Genomic DNA, 22,597 nt, shown 5'->3' with positions numbered 1-22,597 from the left:
GTTCTTTTCAGAGATAGGTCTTCTTCAGGAACCGGATATCGCCAAGCGCGACCTTGAGAACGCCTGCCGCTGGAATAGCATCGTCGTGCTTCGCGGGATTTACTGCCCCTCCAATGGCCCGCAGCTTTCCCGCGTGGGACGGATCACGGGTAAGAAGCGGCTCGACGAGCGGCGCGAGATGGCCGAGATTTTTAAGGCCATAGTCGTTAAGCGAGGCGGCCGCTTCGCCTTTTGCCCGGCGTTCCTTGATGAGCATCTCCTTACAGAAACGCTCCGCGGCATCGCGTATCAGTTCGCCTCCCTGCTTGTGCAGGCTGGGATGGCCGCCGCGCACGAGGATTTCGGCTTTCATGAACTTGGTCTCAAGGTCGTCCGCGGTGTTGGCAACCGCGGAACCGTCGGCAGGGCTTCGTAGGTCGATCTGGAAGAGGCCGATGCCCTGATGAAGATATCGCTCGCCGAGATCCTTCCAGGTCTTCTGATCTTGCGTCAGCACGATCACCTGCATGCCGAGATTGATGAGCTCCTCGACGACCATGGCGTTGAAGAAGGCGCGATAATCCTCGTCGCTCGACAAGATGGGGTCGTCCAGCACGACGAAGCCCACCTTCTCGTTCACGGCACGGGCCAAGAACAGCGCAAGGCCAAGGCAGTGAAGCTGTGACATGCTGAAAACCGCGACGACATCGCGAAGCTGCGGGCTGCTCCGGTCAGGCGCGATTGAAAGCCCCGCCTTAAAGTCGATTGTACGCCGCGCGCCGGGCCGCTGCTTCACGCCATCGAAATAGCTGTGCTCTTCCGGCCTTAGTATATCCCACCATTTCTGAACACCGTCGCTGAGATCGCCGAATTTCTCGTCAAGGACCGCCTCGTTCCCCTTGTCGATCTGCTTGATCGCCTGAGCGAGCTCCTTCGCGGCTTCGGCATACGCGGTGCGCTCGATCATGACAGATCGCAGCGCCGCCGGGTTATCCGCAAGCTCGATAAGCTCCTGCCATCCCGCCGTCTCGCTCTGTGCGTCAACGATGGCTTGCAGCCCCGCACGCACCTTGTCCTCTGCTGCGCCGTATGCCGCGAGCGCAGACGCGAACCCGGCATGGGCTTCCGCGACCGCGCCGAACCCGTCTTCAATCTTTGCGCATTCGTCAAACCCGTCCATATTCTTAGCGCAGCTCTCGACAAGCAAGCCGGTCCCGCGAATCGCCGCGATGACGCGGCTCCTATCGCGGGCAAGAATCCGAAGCGAGGATAGCCACGCTTCAATGTCAGCTTGCCCATCCGCTCCCAGCAGCTCGCAGATGCGTTCTACCCGGAACCCGCGCGCCCGCCTGAATTTCGAGGGATTGGTGATGAAGATCGGCAGCGCATCGCGCAGCGCGGTCTCAAAGCCGGACAGCCCCGTCGTCATCGGGCCAAGAGCTTCACGCGCATCCTTCAAAGCCTTCTGAAACGCTTCGGTATCGGCAACGCGCTCGCGCAAAAGCGCAATCCTCTCAGGAGTCAGCGTGTCTTCCGCCCCGCACAGCGGGCAGTCGATGGGGTGCGCCGCCTCATGCACCGCAGGCAGAGCGAGCGCCTCGCGGAATAGATTGGCAAGGCGGCGCACTTCCGCGTCGATCTTCCCGCGCTCCTCCACAAAACGGTGCAGGCTCGCAATCCTTTCAGGCGCTGGCGCGGCCCAAGCCGCAAGGGGCTTCCGGTCAAACCCTTTGAGCGGGAACGTCTTCGCCTGCTTCTCGGCAAGAAGGGCAACGACGCGCTCCTTACGCTCTCCATAGCCTGCTGGCGCTGTTTCCCCGCTCGCCTCAATGATGGCTTTGAGCGCGTTGGAAAGCGACGCCGCGAGCTCGTTTGCGGCGAGTACCTTCACAACAAACGGCTTCAGATGCTGCGCAGCAGCCGGAACGGCGACCGCCGCCGCGAACTTCGCGAGAAGCGGGTTTTCAGGGGGCGCAATCTCTTTCTCAAGCGCCGCCACCTGACTGCGAAACTCGTCAAGGTCGGTGACTTCAAGCAGCGCCTTGAAATAGCTCGACCGGTCCTGCGGCTTCGCCGAGAACACGTAGCCTAACGTATGCTGTGCAAGCACCGGCGCGCGTAACGGCGGTTGTGACAGCCGGATGCCAAGCGCCGCAAGCCCTGTTTCATTGCACGGCGTTCCGTCGATGGTCAGCGCCGTCACGCATTCCTGCTTCTTGCCGTAGTCGGTCGTCAGCGTGCGCCTGACGACATATTCCTTGCCATCGATGCCAAGCACGGTGGCCTGAACGAACACATCCATCCCGGCAGGGAGATGCGCGTTCCGCAGCGAATCGGCAAACTCGTCCTGTCCGCTCGCCATTAGGGCGCGCCGAACGATCTCTCCCGTCAGGAGGAACTCGACGGCCTCCGCGAGGCTCGTCTTGCCCTGGCTGTTCGGTCCCCAGACCGACGCGAGCAGTGAGGGGAATTCAAGCGTCTGCGCGGTTCGCCCGAACGCCCTGAACCCTTGAATCTCAAGCTTGTTGATCTTGCAAAGGGTCATGCTTGGCTTTCAGCGCTTCAATTCGGTCAAGCATTGCCTTGCGCAAGGGCGGGCGCGGGTCGCCATCGCCAGCTGCGATGCGGGCGGCAACCAACTCTGCCGCAAGGCTCCCTTCCTTTAAATGACCCTGTAGCCGCCCGAGATTGCTCTGCGGCTCATCGTCTGACTGTTCTTCCTCGCTCACGCTATTCCCCCAACCCGTCTGTTCTCACAGCAACCCCTTACTGCGTTGCTGGAAGTGTATCACCAGTCGCGGAAACCGCGATCTGCAACTCGGCTTTCCCCCGTTAAATCACTCTTTTCCTCCCTCGGGCGCGTGCCGCGCGTCCTTCTTCTCTCGGCTCCTTCGCACCCTCGTCAGCTAAGGGCTGCAAGTGCGTTGCACTCCTCCACTCCGTTCCAGCCGCAAGCGGTGCAGCCCGCTGCCGGGGCGCGTGAACCGGCCCGTACGAAGGCCGCGGCGGTCGCGGCCCGAAAAGACGGAGGAAAAAATGAGAGTGATTTCACAAACCGAGATTTCGCAGCTGACGCGTCCTGAGGCACTGGTGCTGCTTCGCAGGATAGCAGCTGAGCTGCCGAAACTTCCGGCGGGGTCGGTGGAACTGCGTAACGCTCACGCGAACCTTCAGAATATCCGCAGGGCTCTCGCCGCGCCGAGCTTCAGACTCGCATAACCGAACGCTCGCGGCAGCCCGTCTTCGGGCTGCCGCTTTCGTAAATCTTTAGCGGCGTCTATCTTCGCGCATTCGCTCAATCTGCTCCTCAATGTACTGATCGACCTGACCATGCGCCTGGTCCAGCGCTTCCCGCGATTCCTCTGTTTGCGTCACGAAGTCACGGTATTTCTTTAACGCCTTATGCGGGTTCGTCTCCGCTCGAACCCGTGCCGCCCGTGTCCTCCAGCCCGGTATTGGGTCGCTCCTGAAGGGGAATGGGTAGTTATCTCCTAGCCAAGTTATGAACTCGGACAGACTTCCGCGGAAGCGATTGGCTTGAGCATACTTCTTGCCCTCGTCGCTAAATGCAATGCGCCAGGCGAATGTTTCTACGATGGCTTCATCGCGGGTGTACTGGCGTGGCCCGCCTGTCGCGATCACCTCAATCGCAATATCTTGCTGTTTGATAACCCCGTCCATATGGTCTGCAAGCGCCCCTGCCATCTCGGCGGGTTGAAAAGGGATGGAGTCGCCGAGCGTCTTGCAAGCGCCGTGGTAGTCTTCAATACCTCTGGAGAAGAAACGGTCTGTGCCGAAGTATTTTCTCGACCTCTCAGGCAACGTCATTCCGTGACTGTACCCAAAGAAGGGCGGCTTATAACCATCGAGCAGTTCGCATGAAAGCTGGAAATAGAAAGGCACAATAGCCGGAAGGATGGCCTCATGCTGAACGCCGATATGGTAGACCTCGTTTCGAAACGAGTGAAAAATGCCGATACTGTTACCTGTCTCTTCCGACAGCTTTCCGATCTTCTTCGCGAATTTGACCTTGGAATCGAAATGCTGCCCCAAGGCAGCCTTCAGCGCCGCGGCATGCGCGTACGGCTTGTCACGATGCAGGAATGACGAAAGGTCGTTCTGCTTGTCTTTTGCGATTTGGTGCAGAGTGATCTCGACGACATTGTCGAGGAGCATGAGCCCAAATCGCGCATTGTTGGCATCGCCCTTGGCGACGTGCTCCAGCGCCAGATCGACCTGCTCGATGTTGTTGGCGAGAAAGCGCAGCATGGCTACATAAAGCTGCGGAAATCGTAGATGTTGTCTACGATCTCGGGGTTCTGCTGGATGATGTCGGCGAATGTCTTCGAGTAGACAAGTGTGACCGGAAGCTTTTTGTAAAGCGTGTTGTTATTCCAGTCCATCTTCGTAAGGCCGATGATGCCAGCGCAGGTATCGTGCCATCCGCCGCTTCCAGCGAATCTGCGTACAAGGACCGGAGACGGTGTGGGCTTGAGTGCGCCTTCTTTATAAATGTCATACGCGGAATTCTTAAGGTTCACGCCGCGTACGCTGCCCTGGGTCCAAAGAAGCGCCTCGTCTTTCTCGACCGGAATGTATGTTCCCCGGCTGACCGGGTATCCAAACGGAAGCGGGGGCTTTGCTGTATTGAACCTGATGCCCTTCCAGCTCACGCCCTTGACGATCTGGACAAGCTCGACCTCGGTGCCGTCGCGGAAGCTGTCGAGCGCGCCAAGAATCTCCTCTTCCTTGAACTCCGTATTCTTATGAATGGTGATCTTCTTCGGCAGCCTGCCAAAATAGCCGCGTTGATAGATTTCGAGACTGCGCGAGAGCACTGACTGCATTTCGTAGTAGGACAGATAAGGATTTTTGCTTCTGTCCTGCGTGAACTCACGAGCATCGTAAGCTACAAACTGGAAGCCCGTGCCATCGGGGTCGAACACCTGACTGCAACAGGTGCTATATTCCGTGCCGGAAGCGAGCCGCTTCATAGCGTAGCTTATGCCGATAAAGGCCTCATCCGGGTTTAGGCCCGTGAGCTTCCAGGGCACGCCGCCCGCTTTGGCATAAATGGCGACGCTCAAGCCCCACATAACATTTGACCGGCAGGCGCGGTCAAAGCTTGACTGACGAAGAATCTGCACTGGGATATTAGACGGTGCGCAGAACGCCTTCAGATAGTCGTGGAAGTTGAAGCCCTCATCCTCAAAACATGCTGCCCACGTTGGAGGAAGATATATGAGCGCAACGTCAAAGCGCGAGCGGATCGGGCGAAGCTGCGCGATGCACTGAAACAGGCCGCGGGCAAGCGCACGCTTATCCTGCTTTTGAGCGTAAGCATCAAGCTCGTCCGGAAATGCGAAGGCAAGGTCGTCATGCACGGGCACGATTGGAGCCCGGAAAACTTTCTCGAACCCGGGATAATCAGGGTAGTATGCAGGAACTTCGCGCGTCTTCGCGCCATTGCCTAGCTCGGCCACAAGCCCGCGCAGCTGGCGCATTTTCGCGCCCGGCGCGAGCAAGGCGAAGCGAACCGATGCAGGCGTGCCGTACTTCAGGCCGTATGGCCCATGATCGATCAGTCCCCGTAGCGGGTGCTTGTCGAGTCCGCCCTGCGCGAACATCAGGTCCGGCTCGGGAATAGTCGCGTATCCCGGAAGTTCACTGCTATGCGTGGTCATGATGCCAGCCTGCGCGTGAATGCCGTTCGCAGCTGAAGGCTGAAGACGGGCGTTTCGGCTGGCGAGCCGCTTTCATACGCGGCGACCGTGAAGGCTGCCTTGCGATCATGATCGCCCAGAAGCACCGAAAGCCAACCATCGAGGATATCATTGTAGAGCTTGTTATATCGGTCCCCGCGCCGCTTATCGAGAAAGCCTGCGGCTAGCGGACGGGCGCGGGTGGGCCAAATCCAAATGTCCGGGTCAAAAAGGAGCCAGCTTCTTCCATCTATCACCTGAATTGAGACGCGAAGGGCTTCCGCCCAGAACACTTTTTCCGGCTGCGGATTCTCCTCATCGACCAACGTGAACAGACCAGCAATCTGTCCGTTCGTCTTTCCGACAATGCGTTGCAACGGGGCAAGCGCAGATTGATCGGCGCTGTGCGCATCCGCTATCAAGCTTGAGCCCGATTTGTTCGTTCGTGTGAGCAGCGGCCTCTCGCGTGCTAGCCCCTTGCAGACGGCCTCTTCGAGGAATTGCTTCATGTAGAGGTGATTGCCCAGATCGACGATCTTGGACGAAATATCATGACGGGACACCGACACGACATCCGCAAAGTGGCCGCGGATGAGTGCTTCTTCGCCCCAGCACAATGTCGTGTCGGATTTTGTGAAAATCAGCCTGCCTTCATTCGCGCTCGCCGCAGAGCGCAGATCGCTCCACTCCTTCGCTCCTTTAAACTCGACCGCCTGGCATTCCTTCGGCAAGCCGATGATCGGCAGCGCATTCATTCTTATGATTTGGCCTTTGCCGGGAGCTGCCAAAGGGATTTCGACATTCGTCCGCTGGGTCTTCTGAACCTTCGCGTTGATCTCAGGCTCTTTGCCAGCCATGTTGCGCCAGAAACGCAGCATCAAGGAATCGAAGGTATCCACTTCAACGAACGATGCCTTTACTCCGAGGCGCGTTGCCTCTTCGAGCAAGCGGTCGACAGCTGGCAGGACAGGCGCGTTTTTCATGCCTGTCCAGTAAAGACCGTGAGGAAACGGATTGGGCGTTGCCAGCGCCGAACGCAGGAGAGACATGACGCTCTCATCCCGCCCGCTATAGCCGGAGACAATGAGGCCGAACCGATTTGCCGCATTCAATAGCGCTTTGGACAAATCCTCATTCTGAGAGGCAAGGTCGCTACGCAAATTCTTGATGCTGTCGTACCTGAAGTCGCCGTGCAGCTTGCAGTAAAACGGAAACTCTTCGTTGCTGATGGCGCTGTTCGCCGATGCCGCTCCTTCGAGATGGTACGCCGAAATCGACCTGCCACTCACTTCCGCGACAGCTCTTTCGACGACACTGTCAAAATTTGTGGTGAAGACGGCGCGGGTTCGCCCGGTAGCCAAAAGTGCCCCCAAAACACGATTGCCAACAGAAAGCGTCACCTTGTCTTCCGACAGAATGCCGGTGAGGTACTGGCGCTGCCGCTCCTTATCGTCTCCAAAGATATTCTCGAAATACTTCGTGTATTCGGTCGGGTCGCCTTCCGGCGGGAAGCCTTTCGATTCCATATAACTTTGGATGCGGGCTCTGATCGCTCCGATCTGAACATCCTGTCGGGATATATCTTGATTTTCTTCCCGGCAATATTGCCGCCGCTTTAAGTCCCAAATGATGTCCCACGCTGTGGGTAGCCCCGCGACTGCGGACGTTCCTGCTCCGATGAACCAGGCGAACTGCTGGGGCTTCGCGCAGAAAATGCTCGTAAGTTCATATTGGTCGGTCATATTGCTCTTTCCAGCGCAGCGATTCGCCCGCAGCGCGCCCAAATACTAAATGGAACAGAAATGGTAGGCGCTGTCGCGCGGGCAAGGTGGAGCACACAGGCAATCCACAACCAAGAGCCACGCAAATCCGAAATACGGATTCTGTAGTCACCTAAGCCTTATCAATAGCGGACCGGTAGGAAGACGAACAGAGTATTTCTGCGGTGCACTATTATGGAATTCAGCCACTTTTCTGGGGGCCCGCGAGCGGCTGGAAGCCGCTCGCGGTATGGCCGCTAAAAAGAAACTTCCGCCAGAGAGGTGACAACCGAGAAATCAACGCCGATGGAGGCGAAGTGCCTGCGTCCGCATGCAATCTTCTGGTTCTCTTTCGTGCGCCGCTCCTCGCTGTCAAGCGTGCTCTTCGTCTCCCGCACGAAGTAAAGCTTCTCGTCGCGCTCTGTGACGAAGGCCCAGTCGGGATTGTAGGTGCCGATGGGCGTGTCGATCTTGAACCAGGACGGCAGCTTGACGAACAGCTTGACGTTCTCGTTGTGGTCGAGATCGCGGGCAAACTGCCGCTCCACTTCCGAATCATAAACGATTGCATCGAACAGCGCTTTTTCACGGTTCTGCACCTCATAGAGGTTGCCAAGATACCGGACGATGCCTTCCTCGGCCTCCTGCTCGATGCGGCTCATCTCCCAATGCTGGCCCACAACCTTCTCGTACTTGATGCCTTCCAGCATGAGATCGTGCAGGGCGCGCGAGATTTCCTTCGCGACCGCCGCCATGAACGCCTGCGGATTGATCTTAAATTCGGGAAGCCGCCCGGAACGCTTCAGGATTTCAGCGAGGGTATGACGGGTGAGCTCGGTTTCTTTCTGAAGGAACGTGAGAATGTCGGGCAGAATTTTCACCTGCTCCGTTTCGCGCACCCTCGATGAAATCTGCTTGTCGGCAGAAACGCCAGCGTCGGTGATCTCGACCTCGACCACGGTAGTCGCAACGCGGGCGGCCTTGATCGGCTCGATCTGCTTGATGCGGGCAAGCGCCCGGTCAATGAGGTCTGCCGTCTCGAAGGTCACGCGATAACGCGTGCGGTGCTTGATCTTCTCCCAAAGGGCCTGAAATTCGGGGCTGAGCTGCACTTCCTTGCGGAACTTCAGCGTATGCTCCTCGCGCGCGTTGACGATACGGTTCTTGAAGAGCTTCCGGTTCACCTCGTCGATGATCTCGGGCGCAAGCGCCGCGAATTCATTCGATACGTCCAGCTTGAAGTGTGGGTTCTTGGGGTCGAACTTCGCGAGAATGTCACCTGTTGAATTGAGGTAGCCCTTCGCGACGAGCTCGCCCCAGAGCTTCACCGAAGCATCCTGCCCAAGGGCATTCTCGCTGCCGTCCGGCGCGCGCTGAATGAGTTTTGCGAAGGCGATCTTCTCAACCCTGCCGAACTTGATGCCGAAATCTTCCTCGAACTCCGTTTGAAGGGTGCGGGCGAAATCCTCATAGGATTCGTTCGCAATCACCGTAAGGCGGTTCACCGTTTCGTCGTGGACGCGCTCCCCATCCGCATTGACCGGCAGGCGCAGCCCGCGGCCAATCTCCTGCCGCTTGCGCTCGACCGACTGCGTTTCATTCAGCGTGCAAATCTGGAAGACGTTGGGATTATCCCAGCCCTCGCGCAGCGCGGAATGGGAGAAGATGAAGCGCAGAGCAACATCAGGGTCCAGCAGCCGCTCCTTGTCGCGCATGATGAGGCTGTAAGTGTCATCATCGTCGGCGGTGTTGCCGCGCGTATCCTTCGCGTGGCCCTGCTTGTCCTGCGAGAAGTAGCCGTTATGGACCTCGGCGACATCGAAGGGGATGAGCCCCTTGTAGATCGGCTTCGCGGTCAGCTCCTTATATGCCTCCTCGAACCATTGACCTATCTTGCCAAGGCTCGTCGAACCGTCATCGTTATAGATGCGGTAATTCGCGACCCTGTCGATGAAGAACAGCGACAGGACTTTGATGCCTTTGCCCTTGAGAGCGCGTTCCTTCCGGAGATGCTGCTCGACGGTCTCCCAGACCTGGGCCTTCATGATGTCGTCGCCGAGCCCGCCGACCTCCTGACCGAGCTCAAGGAAGCGCCCCTGATTGAACTCGATATATTCCGCGCCCGGTGTGCAATCGATGTTCTGCACGATGTAGCCGTCGCGGTACGCGTCACGCTCATCGGACTTCACAAAAAGGTCGTCGCCCTGTTTGACCCAGAGCTTCGCCACCTTCGGACCGGAAGCGCCTTCCTTGTGAATCTCGATCTGCGCCTTGATGCCGTTCTTGTTGTCGGTTTTGAGCAGCTTGACATACGCGTCATTGAAATTATCGTCCGACCGGATGGACGCGACCTCGATACGCTTTACGAGCCGAAGGTCGTAAGCCTTGATCGGGTCGAGCTTGTAGACAAGGTTATAGGGATTGCGATGCGTTGCGCTGTAACGCAGCGTCACCATCGGATTGAGGTTAGCTATAGCGCGCCGGGATTTGTCGGTAGTATCGACACTCTGCGGCTCGTCGATGATGACGACGGGGCAGGCCGACTGAATGAATTCAATCGGCCTCCTGCCCGACATGCGGTCATTCTCGCGGTTGATGACGTTGAGCTTTTTCAGCTCGTCCTCCGTCATCTCCGACATATCCTTATCGGCAACATCCTTCTGGAAGGACTGGATGTTGATGACCATGATCTGGATTTGGTTGCTGGTCGCGAACTGGCGCACCTTGCCGAGACGCTTCGAGTCATAAACGAAATGATCGAAGGGCACGTTGTCGAAGAGCGTATGAAAATGCTCCTTCGTGACATCGATGCTCTTTAGAACGCCCTCACGGATGGCGACGCTCGGCACCACGATGATGAACTTCTTGAAGCCGTAAGTTTTGTTCAGCTCGAAAATGGTGCGCAGATAGACGTAGGTCTTGCCTGTTCCGGTCTCCATCTCAACCGAGAATTCACGCCCGGCAAGGGCGGCGATCTTCTCAATCTCGTTCGCTTCCTGGATGGCCTGAATGTTTTTAAGAATCTCGTCGTCGCCGATGGTGAGGCGATTGCCGAGCCCGAGCTCCGTCTGGAACAGTCCGCCGATCTGAAGCGCCTGCATCGCCATAGCACCGGTCTGCACGAAAGGCTGACCTTCGAACGCGCCGACGACGGCATTCACTGCATCATGCTGGTACAGAAGCGAGGGGTCAAATTTGAGTTTCATTCTGCCGCCTCCGCGAACTTAAGCTCGCGCTCGGGAGGGAACGTCTGAAGCCATCCAATCCATGCCTTGAGGAAGGCGAGAAACGTCTCCTCGTCGAAGATCGCGACGCGATAGCCGTCGCCCTCGTGCCTGCTGAGAAAGGCCAGATAGACGAGCCGATTGCCTGGCGTCTCGTATCCGTCCTTGTCGAGATATACGACGTTGCCATGGGCGAGAGCGTTGCGGATAGTGCGCAAAATGATGTTCGCATCCTTCATCTCGGATGATGCGAGCGGATGTTCTCCTTTGGCATTGCGCCAGCGAACGGAATTCTCCGCCTCTGTCACGATCTTTGCGTAGCGGAAAAAGCCCGGCTTCGCGCCCTGCCAAAATTTTGCATCCGCGAAAGATTGCTTCTTAAGACCTTCGACCGCGTCATAAAGCTTATCCTCCGGCGCGCCGAGCGGGTGCGCCTTTTCAACCATCCGCGCGAAAGGGATGGTGAAGGCCGCGCTGGCGACAAGCAGGGCAAATGAGCCGACAAGGTCCGCCTTCCGCGCGGGCGCTTCCAGGATATCGAGAAGCTGGCGGCAACGCGCGGGATATTCAGTAACAAAACGTTCGGGAACCATGACTGCGTCCTCCTCAAACTGTCTTGAAGACGATTTCGGATTCCTCGGCCTGCGCCCGAGCCTTGAAGGTCTGCACGGCGTTCGTTTTCAGCTGGTCATTACCCTTGAAGCCTTCATCGAGGCAGATGACCTGCAATGGGTTCGCCTCGGCTAACGCGTCGATAAGCTCCGGGGTGATTTGCTTTGCAAGGCAGATCAGGAGAGCGCCTCCCTCAATCGAGAAAACCTCCGTACCTGCCAAGATTTCTGTGCTCACAGCCGTGGTCGGCAGGAAGCCTGATTTAAGCATTAGCTCGAAAAGAATGTCTTGCGCCGAGCTTGCTTCGGAAACGTGGTCCACATGCAATTCTAGCTGAGCACCGATGTCAGAGCTCTGGCTGTCGCCATCCCAGATTCGAAAGTTAGATCGATCAAGCCTTAGAAGCCTGAAGCCGGTGTCCATCTCGCTGCGCTTGCCTGCCAGATCGAGCTTCGCTTCTGCCTCGGCCGCTAGTACCTGCCCAGCTTTGCGCAGCCGGGATTTTCCCAGGTCGGCGATTGTCCGGACAGATGCCTCTTCGGTGGGAAGGGGCTCGGGCAGCTGGACTAGTATGAAGCGACGGTTGCCGCCATCCTCAGCATTTTGAAGCATCGCAGCGTGGCCGGTCGATGCGCTGCCCGCGAAAAAATCGAGAATTATATCTCCCTCGTTCGCCCGCGTTCCAATTTGCATAGCTCGTCTTAGCAACCGAGTTGGCTTCAGCGAATTCAGAACATTCTCGGTGTTCTCAAAGGCCACATATTCCAGGAGCTCTTTCTTAGCCTCTTGAGTGTGGCCGACATCCGTATATTTCCAAAGGGTCTGGGGCACTACGCCCTGTTTGACTTCTGAAAGAAACCGCTTGAGGCGCGGCATGTTGTTCCCGTCGCTTCCCCACCAGATGCGCCCGTCTTCGTTCAGCTCATCAAAATTTTCTTTCGAGACGCGCCAGTAGCTCCCCTTGGGATTAGAAAATTTCTTCCCGCCTGGCCCAGTTACCTCGTAGGTGCCTTTGCCGTAGAAATTGCGAGCCAATAGATCGCCTGATGTCCAGGCACCTCTCGCATCGTCGTCAGGATTTTCGTAGCGTGACTCGGCGCTATCAGATCGCGGCAACAGCGCAGGTCGCCATACCTCCTTATTGCGAGCGTATATTACGATGTAGTCATGATCTTCAGAAAAATAGGCCGCAGAGTTTTTCGGAGAGAAGACTTTTTGCCAAATAACGGTCGCAACGAAGTTTTCCTCACCGAAGATTTGGTCGCAGAGCTCTCTAAGACGACCGACCTCGTTGTCATCGATCGAGATGAAGATAGCGCCGTCCTCCCGCAGCAAGTTCCTGGCGAGATATAACCGAGGGTACATCATTGTCAGCCATCGGGAGTGATAACGCCCGGCAGAGTCAGCGTTGGTCGAAAATCGTCGTCCCCCCGAGTCCAGCTGATTAGTGTACGATAGGTAGGTATCCAGCGTCTCCGCAAACTTGTCGGGATAGATGAATTCATTCCCGGTATTGTATGGCGGGTCGATGTAGATCATCTTGATCTTTGAGAAGTAGGATTTTTGAAGAAGTTTGAGAACTTCGAGATTGTCGCCTTCAATGAATACGTTGCCAGTTGTATCAAAATTGACTGACTGATCAGGCACTGGTTTCAAGGTGGCGACGCTCGGCTGCTGGACGATGCGCATGCATTCCGCTTTTCCAGGCCAATTCAGTCCAAATCGCTCCTTACCCGGATCGACCCATATCCCTAGTTCCCGTTTCAGTTGATCGAAATCGATGGCGCCCTCGGTGAACACCCCGGGAAATGCATCTTCAAGCGAACGCCGTAGCTCGGCCCGCTTCTCCGCTGCCACGTCCATCGAATGCAAATCCATCTTCTCCGGTTCGGCCTGTTCCGGCTTGTTCATTTTTTGCCCCTTCACTTAACTTGGAATCTGATGGCAAAAAGCTCTTCGTCGGACACAGCCTGCCCGAGTCGCTCTTCCACCTGATCGAGAAGTCCGTCCTTTTGGACCTCAATATCTTTGGCTGCCGCGTCGTACGCCCGCCATGCTTCATCGCGCTTGCCTTCAAGTAAACGCGCCTTGCGCTGCAAGGCGAGCTTGTCCGGAAGATTGCCGGTCTGGCGAACCTCTTTCTTGAGGGCTTTGATCTCCTCGTCGATGTCCTTGAGATCGGCCTTCAGGCCCGCGCGCTTGTCCTCGGCCCAGTTGTCCAGCTTGTCGATTTCATCATCGAACCATCTAGCCTGCCGCGCCGCCATGTCATCGAGAATGATCTTGCGCTGCATCTCGGCAGCGGCCCTGACTGCATCAGGCAAATGCGCATCGTTTGCCGCCGCCTTGTGAACAGGCAGCTCGAACAGGCGCATCGCCGCCGCTGCATCGATTGCCTCGCCGTCATCCGTCATCGCCGCGATGATGATATGGTCCTGGTCGTCGGCTCCCCGAACGGACAGCTTGTGCGCGACGAGCGCTCCCTGCTTCCCGACGAGGGGCGAGATTGCGACGGCGGTCTGCGGCCACGCCGTGTAATCAAAGACAAGCGTCGCCCCGTTCAGCTTCCGAGCGCCCGCCGTGCCGATGATGTGCTGGGCGAGCGGATGGCCAAGCCGGTAGCGATGGCCATCAATGCCAACCTTTGAAAGGAAGTAACTGCCCGTTGGTACGTCCAGGCCGGAAGGGCACACGGACAGCATGAAGGTCAGATAATTGTCATCGCACTTGGCCTGCTTGCCGAGCTCATGCTTCGTGAGTGCCCAGAGCATGCGGGTGTATCGGTCAAGATATTCGCGGCTCTGATTCATGTTGATGCGAAGCCGGTCATGGACTTCAGCGTCGAAGTGCTCAAGCAGCTTGCGGCGCGTATCCTCCATGGTCGCTGTGATGTTCGCGTCCATCTCGGTGCGCAGCTGCTCGAACGCGGTTTCGATTTCTGAGGTCGAGCGGCAGTTCTGGTAGATCGAGACAATGCGCTTTTCAAACTCAACGCCGGACTCGATAGCGCCGAGCACCTCATCGCTCGCGCCGAACACGCCCGAGAAGAGCTTGAATTTCTCGGACAGCAGCTCGTGCACTCGCTGGTCGGCGGCGTTGTTCTTGTTCAGAAAGTTCACCACCACAACATCGTAACGCTGGCCATAACGATGGCAGCGGCCAATACGCTGTTCAATGCGCTGCGGATTCCAGGGCAGGTCGTAGTTGACCACCATAGAACAGAACTGAAGATTGATGCCTTCCGCGGCGGCTTCTGTCGCGATCATGATCGAGGCGGTCTCGCGGAAGTAATCCACGAGCGCCGCCCGGATATCCGCCGTGCGGGAGCCTGTGACCTTGTCGGTGCCTTTATGGCGTTCAATCCAGGCGTTGTATATTTGCTTCGATTGCTCGTCTGAATTCGAGCCATTGAAGAGGACGAACTTGCCGTCAAAGCCGTTCGCGGACAGAAGCCGGACGAGATATTCCTGTGTCCTGCGCGACTCGGTGAAGATAATGGCTTTCTCCGCGCCCCCGAGCTCCTTCGCTTTCATAAATCCGGCGCGCAGGGCGCTTAGAAGCGCTTGTCCTTTTGCATTCTCCGAGATCGTCACGGCGAGGTCGCGGAAGCCGCGCAGCTCGATGATCTCGGCCCCGATATTGGCGATGTCTTCTTCGCTCAGGAGCTCCGGCGCGGCCTCGTCATCGCCCCACTCGTCAGCGGTTTCCTCGAACTCCTCGTAGTCCTCCGCGATCTCCTGTTCGAGCTTCTCACGCAGGTTCTTGTCCTGCCCAAGCTGGCGTTCAAGCTTGCGGGCGAGCGAATCAAGCGCTCCGGCAATGGCGAAAGTGGATGACGCCAGAAGCTTGCGCATGATGAGGGTCATAAGGGAGCGCTGGCTTGACGGCAAAGCCTGCAAGGATGGTCGCCGCAGATACTCGGAGACCATGTCATAGAGCTTCTGCTCGTCCTCGGTCGGTACAAACTCCTGCGTGATCGGGATGCGGTTCGTGTAGCGGATATATTCCAGCACCTGCCGTCGCAGCGTCCGGTGGCAGACGGGCTTCAGGCGATCTTTGAGTTCGTCAAACTGCGCATCGTCTGACAGGCGCGCGTATTGTGCCCTGAAGCTTTTCGCGTCGCCGAAGGCAAAGTCGTCGACAAGGCTGACCAGCCCGTAGAGCTCCATGAGGGAGTTCTGAAGAGGCGTCGCCGTAAGCAGCACCTTAGGGGAGTTGGCAAGCGCGCCCTTCAGCGCCTTGCCTATGCGGTTGTCTGGCCGGTAGACGTTTCTCAGCCTGTGGGCTTCATCAATCACGACGAGGTCCCAGGGGATGACCATGAGCTCGTCCGCGTTTCGTGCTGCGAACTGGAAGGAGCAGATCACGAGCGTCTTCTGCTCGAACGGACGGCGCGCGCCATCCTTTTTCAGCTTGTTGTAATTCCGGGCCTCAAGGATGGTCGATGGCAGGAAGAATTTTTCCGCGAGCTCCTGTGACCACTGCTTGCGAAGGTTGGCCGGGGCGATGACGAGCATACGGCGTTTGCCCTCAGTCCATTTTTGGGCCAGCACGAGGCCCGCCTCAATGGTCTTTCCCAGCCCGACTTCGTCCGCGAGAATCGCGCCCTTTGATAGGGGCGATTTAAACGCGAACAAGGCTGCTTCGACCTGATGGGGGTTCAGATCGACCTGAGCATCCAGCAACGCGCCAGCAAGCTTCTCTGCGTCGGCAACCGAGCGCTGGCGGGTAAGCTCGTGAGCGAAAAGCTTCGCGTGATATTCCGTAGCCAATGTTCCCCCTACCTGGCCGCTCGACCCAAGCCGTCAAACCCGCCTCACGCGCCCTTCCTGCCGCGACCGCGAGCGGGGCGATCTCCGCGGGGGCCAAGCTTGAGCGGTATTGTCTGCTCCCCGTGATAACCCGCCAGAAACTGCGACAGCGCGTGGCGGACTATCCACGCAGCCGAAACGTCATTGCTGGCGGCAAGCTGCTGAACACGCTGGTACAGGTCGGCAGGCACGATCACCGAGGTCCTGACCGTCTTTTCCTTGTCTACCGGCATCGACTCGCCTCAATAAGAATCAGGAGTGACATTATGTAAAGTGGTGCACCTTGCATACCCGGAATCGCGCGGTCACGACGACAGCCCCGCTCCCGGATGTGAGCAGCTAACTGACCAGTTTCTGGCCAAGCCCCGGCCGCCCGTGACGCGTAGGATCAGCCAGCCTCAAGGAGGAAGTTATGTTTATTCAGAAAAACCAAAGCCGCTGTGCTGCCTATCAATGCACCGAGGGCCAGGTCCGGGTCGACGAACAAGTGCCTTGCTCCAGCTGCACCTTCTCACAGCGAAATTCCTGCTTCGTCTGCGGTGGCATGCGGTATGTTCGGAAGCAGGTATGGAAAACGTGCACGCAGTGCTGGGGAAGCGGACTGGCCCGCTAGGTTGCTCAGCGTTCTGATGCAAGCCGAAGGTAAGCTGTGATTGCTATCACGCGCTGTGGCAAGTCTGTGGCAATCACAGATCAACGGTTTGAAATATAAAAGTTTCAGTAAGTCTTCCAAGCTGGCCATGAGGGTTCGATTCCCTTCACCCGCTCCACTTTATAAATCAAAGGCTTAGAAGCCGATGATTTCCATAGTCATACAGATGGCGGTATTTCTTGCCACAAAAACCGATCCTCGGAAACCCGCGGAAATCCGCCATTCTCTGGATTGGACTTTTTGAGTTTGTGGCGCGTTTGTGGCGAATCCGATCGCGTCCGATGCGCGGAATCGGACTCAGGATTTGGTTAGCCGAGCAGGTCGGCGGCGATTTCTTCGGCTGTTTGCTTGTGTCGATCCTCGCGATCTTTCATCAAATGACCGTACGTATTGTAGGTGATCTGAATGTCGGAGTGACCCATGAAGGACTGGATGTACTTAGCATCCTTGCTCTTCTCAATAAGTTTGCTCGCCTGATAGTGGCGAAGGCAATACGGCGTGTATTTCGGTTTCAAGATGATCTTGTCACCCACCTTTTCCGGGACCACCATACCCGCCTCCCGCAAAAGCGGAGCCCAAGCGCCCACGGCAAAATTGAAGAGAAGGATGGGCTTCCCTGTGTCGGTTGGGAATACCAGGTCCGCCTCGCTCTTCGGGCAACTCGCCCGCCATTCCAAAATCATATCAGTGACCTTGGATGAGATGTGCAGGGTGCGACGCCCGGCTTTGGATTTAACCGGTCCAATCAAACCGGTTTTGTCGGCCCGCTGCTTCACTTGAATCACGCCGTTTCCGACATTGGTCCAAGGCAGGCCCCGATACTCCGAGGGGCGCATTCCTGAGAACACGGCTAAATGAATCATCGGCTTGTAGCGCGCCCAACATTTCGCCATGTACTCGTTCTTGGAGCGCAACGTTTCGGTCGCGGCAAGGATGTCCCTCACTTCCTGATCGGATGGGATTTCAACTTCGTCGTTGTCACCGTCGTAACGTCCGCCGCTCCGAATGGTGATGTGTGCAGCAGGGTCGTCTTTGATCATGCCCTGCAATTTCATTTCGATCAGAACTGAATGAAACGAGGAGAGGGTCCGACGCGCAAGGTCGCGCGTTACATTCTCTAGAAGCCAGGTCCGAAACTTCACTATGTCGGCCTGTTCAAGTTCATGCAGGAGCCTGGTCCAGGGATACCGCTTTATCACCTGGGCCCGGCGCTTGTATTCCTTGAGTGTTTCAGGCTCGACGGTCTCGCGCCCATCCCGCCCGACCTTTTCACAAATATCGAGCCAGCGGTCGACGGCAGAAGGCACATCGAGTTTTGCGCCGGTTGGCGCTTCTTTCACCGCCCCTAGATTTTCAGAGAAAGCACGCGCCTCTTTCATGGTGTCAAAGGACGCGTATGCGTAACCCGACTTGGCTGATTTGCTGGGGTAGCGAACTTGGTAGGTGGTGCCCTTAGCCCCTGTGCGTTTCCTTATATCGGCCAATCAATTCTCAAAATGTATTTGGTTAGTGAAAGAAGTATAGAATCACCATAATCCTTATTCTTGCAAGTTTTTCTCAGCATCTACTTGCAGTTTTCGATAGGCTGCGACCAGCGAACCCTTTTCTATTTTCAAAGTTCCTGTAATCGGATCGACAAAAAACGGAAGCTTCCGCTTACCGCCAGCGTCCCGATCGGCGGCACGCTTGATTTGCCTGTCAGAAAGTTCGATTCCCATCGAGGCAAGTTCGGTTCTTGCCTCTGAAAGACCAATATAAATCGGCATGTCCATAATATACCTCCAATTGCAATAAATATATTATTGCAATCTTTGGTTTAAAAATGGTTAATTGTCGTTAACCTCTGATCTCTGCAGCAAGCCGGGTAACGGCAGAATCGTGATGCTTCTCGTCCAATTCGAAACCGACGTAATTGCGTCCGGTATCGCGTGCAGCGATCAGGGTCGAGCCCGAGCCGCAGAAAGGATCAAGGACAAGATCGCCACGCGAACTGAAGGCTCGTATCAGCGGCTTTAGAACCTCGACCGGCTTTTGGGTGGGATGGAATCTGTTTCCCGTTGATCGAGGCCAATCGATGACATCTCCCAAAGGAAATTCTGGCAACTCTGGTTGCCCCTTCGCGAGGAGATACGCCTGCTCATGCTCATATCTCAAGAACTTCGCCGATGATGCATAGCTCTTGCGAAACACCAAATGGCCTACGATGCGAAAGCCCGCGTTTCGCCATGCAGTCAGAAACAGGTCCGCCTTGGACCAGCCATAAAAGCTGACGCAGAATGAATTGCATTTCAGAACACGATACGCCTGCTCAAACGAGGGACCGAGCCAGTCAGCGTTATCGTCATTCATCACAGAACGTCCCGAGCGATCCAGGTAGCGAGTGATGTAGGGCGGATCGGTCAGGATGAAATCTGCCGAACGTGACGGCATCTGCTTCATGAGATCGATGCAGTTGCCGAGGGCAACGGTATTGCGGATTAGATTGCAAGTAAGCGCCATGAATTCTCCTGTCTATGCGCGTTTTCGTAACGCAAAGACATAGGCTGGCCGAACAAGCCTTCGCGGCACCGGAGGGGAACGAACAACACGGGAGCGCAGCGAAGGAGCGGGCGGGCCGTTGCGGAGAAGGCGCGGCTAGCCAAGAAAAGCGGCAAATACGAAAAGGCAACCAGACAGGAGCCCGTGACCAGCTTCTGGCCAGGATATCTCGTGCGGTTGCTGCCATCCTTCTGGTATGAAACGGGAGGATAGCCAACAAAAATCGGAGTTTTCGGTTCTTGACGATCTGGGAGACGAGCCCTCAATAACGCCCGCGGAGCTCGACGCGGTTGAAGCTTTCCTCCTTCCCCAGCTACTTGCCATTCTAGCGAGCACTGAGCACAGAAAATCTTCGACCGGACTCGAAAGCGCCGAAAAGATGGCGCGTATAGAAGGCCGGTTCTGAGGGCTGGTTCGATGAAACACACCGTATCCGAGGCTGGGGAAGCGCTCACGGCCAAACGCGCGGCGCTCTACCTTCGCGTCTCCACAGGCCGTCAGGCAGAATCTGATCTCTCCATTCCCGACCAGCGCAGGCAGGCGCTCGCCTTTTGCGCAGCACGCGGGTGGGAAGTAGCGATTGAGTTCGTCGAAGCCGGGGCCAGCGGCATGGACGACAACAGGCCCGAACTCCAGCGCCTCCTTGATATGGCGACTTCCGGCGGCTCGCCCTTTGATGCCGTCGTCGTTCACTCCTTCAGCCGCTTTGCACGTGACCACTTCGCGCTCGAACACAACGTCCGGCGGCTGCGTAAGGCGGGTGTCAGCCTCGTCAGCATTACGCAGGACTTGGGCGACGACCCTATGAGCGTGATGGTCCGGCAGGTCTTTGCTCTCTTCGACGAATACCAGTCCAAGGAGAATGCAAAGCATGTTCTCCGAGCCATGCAGGAGAATGCCCGGCAAGGCTTTTGGAATGGCGCAAAGGCTCCATTCGGCTACGCCATCGTCGATGCCGGGCAACGCGGCGCGAAGACGAAGAAACGCCTTGCCGTCGACCCTGTCGAAGCCGAAATCGTGCGCCGCATGTTCACTTTGTTCCTGAAAGGCGACGGTGTGTCCGGCCCTCTGGGCGTAAAGGCTGTCACTTGCTGGCTCAACGAGCATGGCTATCGCACGCGCGTTGGCGCGCGCTGGGGCATTGGACCCCTCCATCAAATTCTTACCCGCAAGACTTACAAGGGAGAGCATCGCTTCAATCGCAAAGTCTGGAAGACCAAGGAATCAAAGCCTGAAGCTGAGCAGATTGTAATTCCTGTTGAGCCCATCATCGATGCGGCAACGTTCGATCTGGTGCAAGCGATGCTGCGGGCCAAAAATCCAAAGGTCATGCCTCCTCGCGTCGTCACGGGCCCCATTCTCCTGACGGGCATCGCGACGTGCGCAAGCTGCGGCGGCGGGATGACGCTGCGTACCGGGAAATCCGGGCAGTACCGGTACTACACCTGTGCGACATGTGCCCAGAAGGGCAAGGCTGCCTGCAAGGGCCGCTCGATTCCCATGGATAAGCTCGACCGGCTCGTAAGTGACCGGCTGGCTGAAAAACTGCTCACGCCCGAACGGGTGCGAAAGCTTCTTACTGGGATAATGGAGCGCCAGACGGCAAAAGATGAGGACTACTCCCTGCGCCTGTCGGGTCTGCGCGCAAAGCTCACCGATGCGAAGGACAGGCTAGGGCGGCTCTACGCTGCTATCGAAAGCGGCATTGCTGACCCTTCTGACGCAACGCTCAAGGACCGCATCGCTGCGGTTAAGACCGAGCGTGACATCGCGCAGGTCGCTTTCGACCGCGCCGTATCGGAGATGCGACCAGACGTGCGCATCACCGAAGATAATATCGCCGCCTTCGCCGATCTGATGCGGGCAAATGTCCTGAACGGCGAAGTACCATTCAGGCGTGCCTATATCCGGTCGCTGATCGACCAGGTTGAAGTTGACGACGCGGAAATCCGCATCCACGGGCGACGGTCAGTTCTGGAACGGCTTGTGATGGGCGGCGGAGCAACTCCGGCAGGAGTGCCCAGTTTTGTTCGGAAGTGGCGCACCCGACAGGATTCGAACCTGTGACCTCTGCCTTCGGAGGGCAGCGCTCTATCCAGCTGAGCTACGGGTGCTTCCCGGCGAGCCGGAAAACGAACCAGCCGGCGAACCGGCAAGTCACGGCTTCTTAGCGGAAGCGGGCGCGGGCTTCAACGGCGAACTCATTTTTGTTCGAATGCGAGTCACTATCCGAGATACCGGCTGTTGTTGTGCCAGGTCAGCGCATCGCGATCGGGCTGCTGGCTGGCGACGGAAGGGACAGCAACGGACGATCCGTGAAGTTCGTAGTAGTGTCGACCGTTCTCGAATTCCTCGCGAATGCGCCGGCTCACCTCAAAACGATTATCAGGAGTAATGGTCACATACCCTTGATCGAACAGGCTGTGGATGTCCCGCCGCATGAGGATGCCATTGTTCGGAGAGTGTTCTCCACCGTCGGCATAGGGTCGAATATGGGCGGCCTCTAATGCTGGCAAGGTACGCTCCTTCGTAATGGCACATCGCCTGTCATAAAGGTCCGTCACCAACAGCCTGAACGCTCCTTGACCGAGGCGTGGCCGTATCAGCGCAGGCTCTCCAAATCGCGACGCTTCTTCCGAAAACCCCGTGCTGATGGAAACCGCGGGAATCATTGCGTCCTGCACCGAGTTCCAAAGTGCTGCGCCTTCAGAACTATCTGTCCCGTAGGTCGTAAACGAAACAATGTTCTTTGACCAAGATAGCGGCGGCGGAAACCAACGGCTCTCTTCGAGAAAAAAGGGCTGGGTTAGGACACGGCAACCGATTTCGACGGGGCCGGCTGTTCTCGGATCGAGCTTTCGATAGCGGAGGATGCGTGTTCGCATTTCGGCGAGGCTCGTCACCCCATTGTTCTTGCCGAACGCCTCCCATGCCAGCGATAACGGCATGACTGTAGAGGAAGCGAAGATCCCACCTCCCACGATCATGTTGATCGGCGCATGCAATTTGAACAGAAACAGCTCACCCGGTTGCAACGCTCGAAACGATCTTGGCGATGGCGACCAGAAATTGACTTCTATCAAATCAGGCATCCGGCGGAGCTGCTCGAACCAGTCTCCATCCGTTACCGCGACCACAATTTTGACGGCCACGCCCGCTACCCCCTTGCGGCTATTCCGGCACGAGATATTGCCGTTGCCCTTGTATTCCTCTTCGGAAAATCAAACTTTACACACCAGACTGTTTAACTGCAGAGAATTTCTACAGCGGCTCAACGAAATCGCTGGGCGGACCACCCCTCACCCGCCCGCCTCACCCT

15 protein-coding genes and 1 tRNA gene are annotated in these 22,597 nt (G+C 57.0%); 1 reads left to right on the top strand and 15 read right to left on the bottom strand.

The genetic code is table 11. The features are described from left to right. Window positions 1-7: 7 nt before the first annotated feature. The 13 genes from LB533_RS25730 to LB533_RS25670 all read right to left on the bottom strand — a co-directional run bounded on the left by LB533_RS25730 (window position 8) and on the right by LB533_RS25670 (window position 19,239). Window positions 8-2,524: an AAA family ATPase gene (locus tag LB533_RS25730; RefSeq protein WP_224678477.1), complete on the bottom strand. Its 2,517-nt coding sequence runs from the start codon at window positions 2,522-2,524 to the stop codon at window positions 8-10. After that, window positions 2,496-2,708, bottom strand: coding sequence for a hypothetical protein (locus LB533_RS25725; RefSeq protein ID WP_224678476.1), 213 nt, complete (start codon window positions 2,706-2,708; stop codon window positions 2,496-2,498). Before LB533_RS25725 ends, LB533_RS25730 begins: the two co-directional genes overlap by 29 nt. A gap of 538 nt (window positions 2,709-3,246) precedes the next feature. Further along, complete coding sequence (locus LB533_RS25720) at window positions 3,247-4,248, bottom strand: hypothetical protein (protein WP_224678475.1); 1,002 nt, start codon at window positions 4,246-4,248, stop codon at window positions 3,247-3,249. Window positions 4,249-4,250: 2 nt separating this feature from the next. Then, window positions 4,251-5,663 carry an argonaute/piwi family protein gene (locus tag LB533_RS25715; protein WP_224678474.1) on the bottom strand — a complete coding sequence of 471 codons (1,413 nt, stop codon included), beginning with the start codon at window positions 5,661-5,663 and terminating at the stop codon, window positions 4,251-4,253. Continuing rightward, the gene (locus LB533_RS25710; RefSeq protein ID WP_224678473.1) at window positions 5,660-7,423 is read right to left on the bottom strand and encodes an SIR2 family protein; all 1,764 of its coding nucleotides are present in this window, start codon (window positions 7,421-7,423) and stop codon (window positions 5,660-5,662) included. The genes LB533_RS25715 and LB533_RS25710 overlap by 4 nt, the downstream gene beginning before the upstream one ends. Window positions 7,424-7,698: 275 nt before the next feature. Then, on the bottom strand, window positions 7,699-10,548 hold the full coding sequence (locus LB533_RS25705; protein WP_224678472.1) for a DEAD/DEAH box helicase family protein: 2,850 nt from the start codon (window positions 10,546-10,548) through the stop codon (window positions 7,699-7,701). Between the two features lie 95 nt (window positions 10,549-10,643). Then, the gene (locus LB533_RS25700) at window positions 10,644-11,258 is read right to left on the bottom strand and encodes a hypothetical protein (RefSeq protein ID WP_224678471.1); all 615 of its coding nucleotides are present in this window, start codon (window positions 11,256-11,258) and stop codon (window positions 10,644-10,646) included. Between the two features lie 13 nt (window positions 11,259-11,271). Next, a complete protein-coding gene (locus LB533_RS25695) occupies window positions 11,272-13,188 on the bottom strand; it encodes a site-specific DNA-methyltransferase (protein ID WP_224678470.1) in 1,917 nt (638 codons plus the stop codon). Between the two features lie 11 nt (window positions 13,189-13,199). Further along, window positions 13,200-16,049 (bottom strand): SNF2-related protein, encoded by a 2,850-nt coding sequence (locus LB533_RS25690; RefSeq protein ID WP_224678469.1) that lies wholly within the window; start codon window positions 16,047-16,049, stop codon window positions 13,200-13,202. A 44-nt stretch (window positions 16,050-16,093) separates the two neighbouring features. Next, window positions 16,094-16,321, bottom strand: coding sequence for a CopG family ribbon-helix-helix protein (locus LB533_RS25685; RefSeq protein WP_224678468.1), 228 nt, complete (start codon window positions 16,319-16,321; stop codon window positions 16,094-16,096). A 727-nt stretch (window positions 16,322-17,048) separates the two neighbouring features. Next, window positions 17,049-18,224, bottom strand: coding sequence for a tyrosine-type recombinase/integrase (locus tag LB533_RS25680; protein ID WP_224678467.1), 1,176 nt, complete (start codon window positions 18,222-18,224; stop codon window positions 17,049-17,051). 54 nt (window positions 18,225-18,278) lie between these two features. Then, window positions 18,279-18,512 carry a hypothetical protein gene (locus tag LB533_RS25675; protein WP_224678466.1) on the bottom strand — a complete coding sequence of 78 codons (234 nt, stop codon included), beginning with the start codon at window positions 18,510-18,512 and terminating at the stop codon, window positions 18,279-18,281. A gap of 64 nt (window positions 18,513-18,576) precedes the next feature. Further along, window positions 18,577-19,239, bottom strand: coding sequence for a DNA methyltransferase (locus tag LB533_RS25670; protein ID WP_224678465.1), 663 nt, complete (start codon window positions 19,237-19,239; stop codon window positions 18,577-18,579). A 456-nt stretch (window positions 19,240-19,695) separates the two neighbouring features. Between LB533_RS25670 and LB533_RS25665 the strand changes: the two genes are divergently transcribed. Then, window positions 19,696-21,345: a recombinase family protein gene (locus LB533_RS25665; protein ID WP_224678464.1), complete on the top strand. Its 1,650-nt coding sequence runs from the start codon at window positions 19,696-19,698 to the stop codon at window positions 21,343-21,345. Here the strand turns inward: LB533_RS25665 and LB533_RS25660 are convergent. Both LB533_RS25660 and LB533_RS25655 read right to left on the bottom strand, forming a co-directional pair. Continuing rightward, window positions 21,316-21,392 (bottom strand) — tRNA-Arg (locus tag LB533_RS25660). The two genes, LB533_RS25665 and LB533_RS25660, sit on opposite strands and share 30 nt — an antisense overlap. A gap of 111 nt (window positions 21,393-21,503) precedes the next feature. Beyond that, on the bottom strand, window positions 21,504-22,430 hold the full coding sequence (locus LB533_RS25655) for an HNH endonuclease (protein ID WP_224678463.1): 927 nt from the start codon (window positions 22,428-22,430) through the stop codon (window positions 21,504-21,506). Window positions 22,431-22,597: the final 167 nt, after the last annotated feature.

The organism is Mesorhizobium sp. BR1-1-13, from assembly GCF_020165515.1.
Taxonomy (GTDB): Bacteria; Pseudomonadota; Alphaproteobacteria; order Rhizobiales; family Rhizobiaceae; genus Mesorhizobium.
Note: the sequence above shows the minus strand (reverse complement) of the source record. Positions and strands in the feature narration are given on the sequence as shown.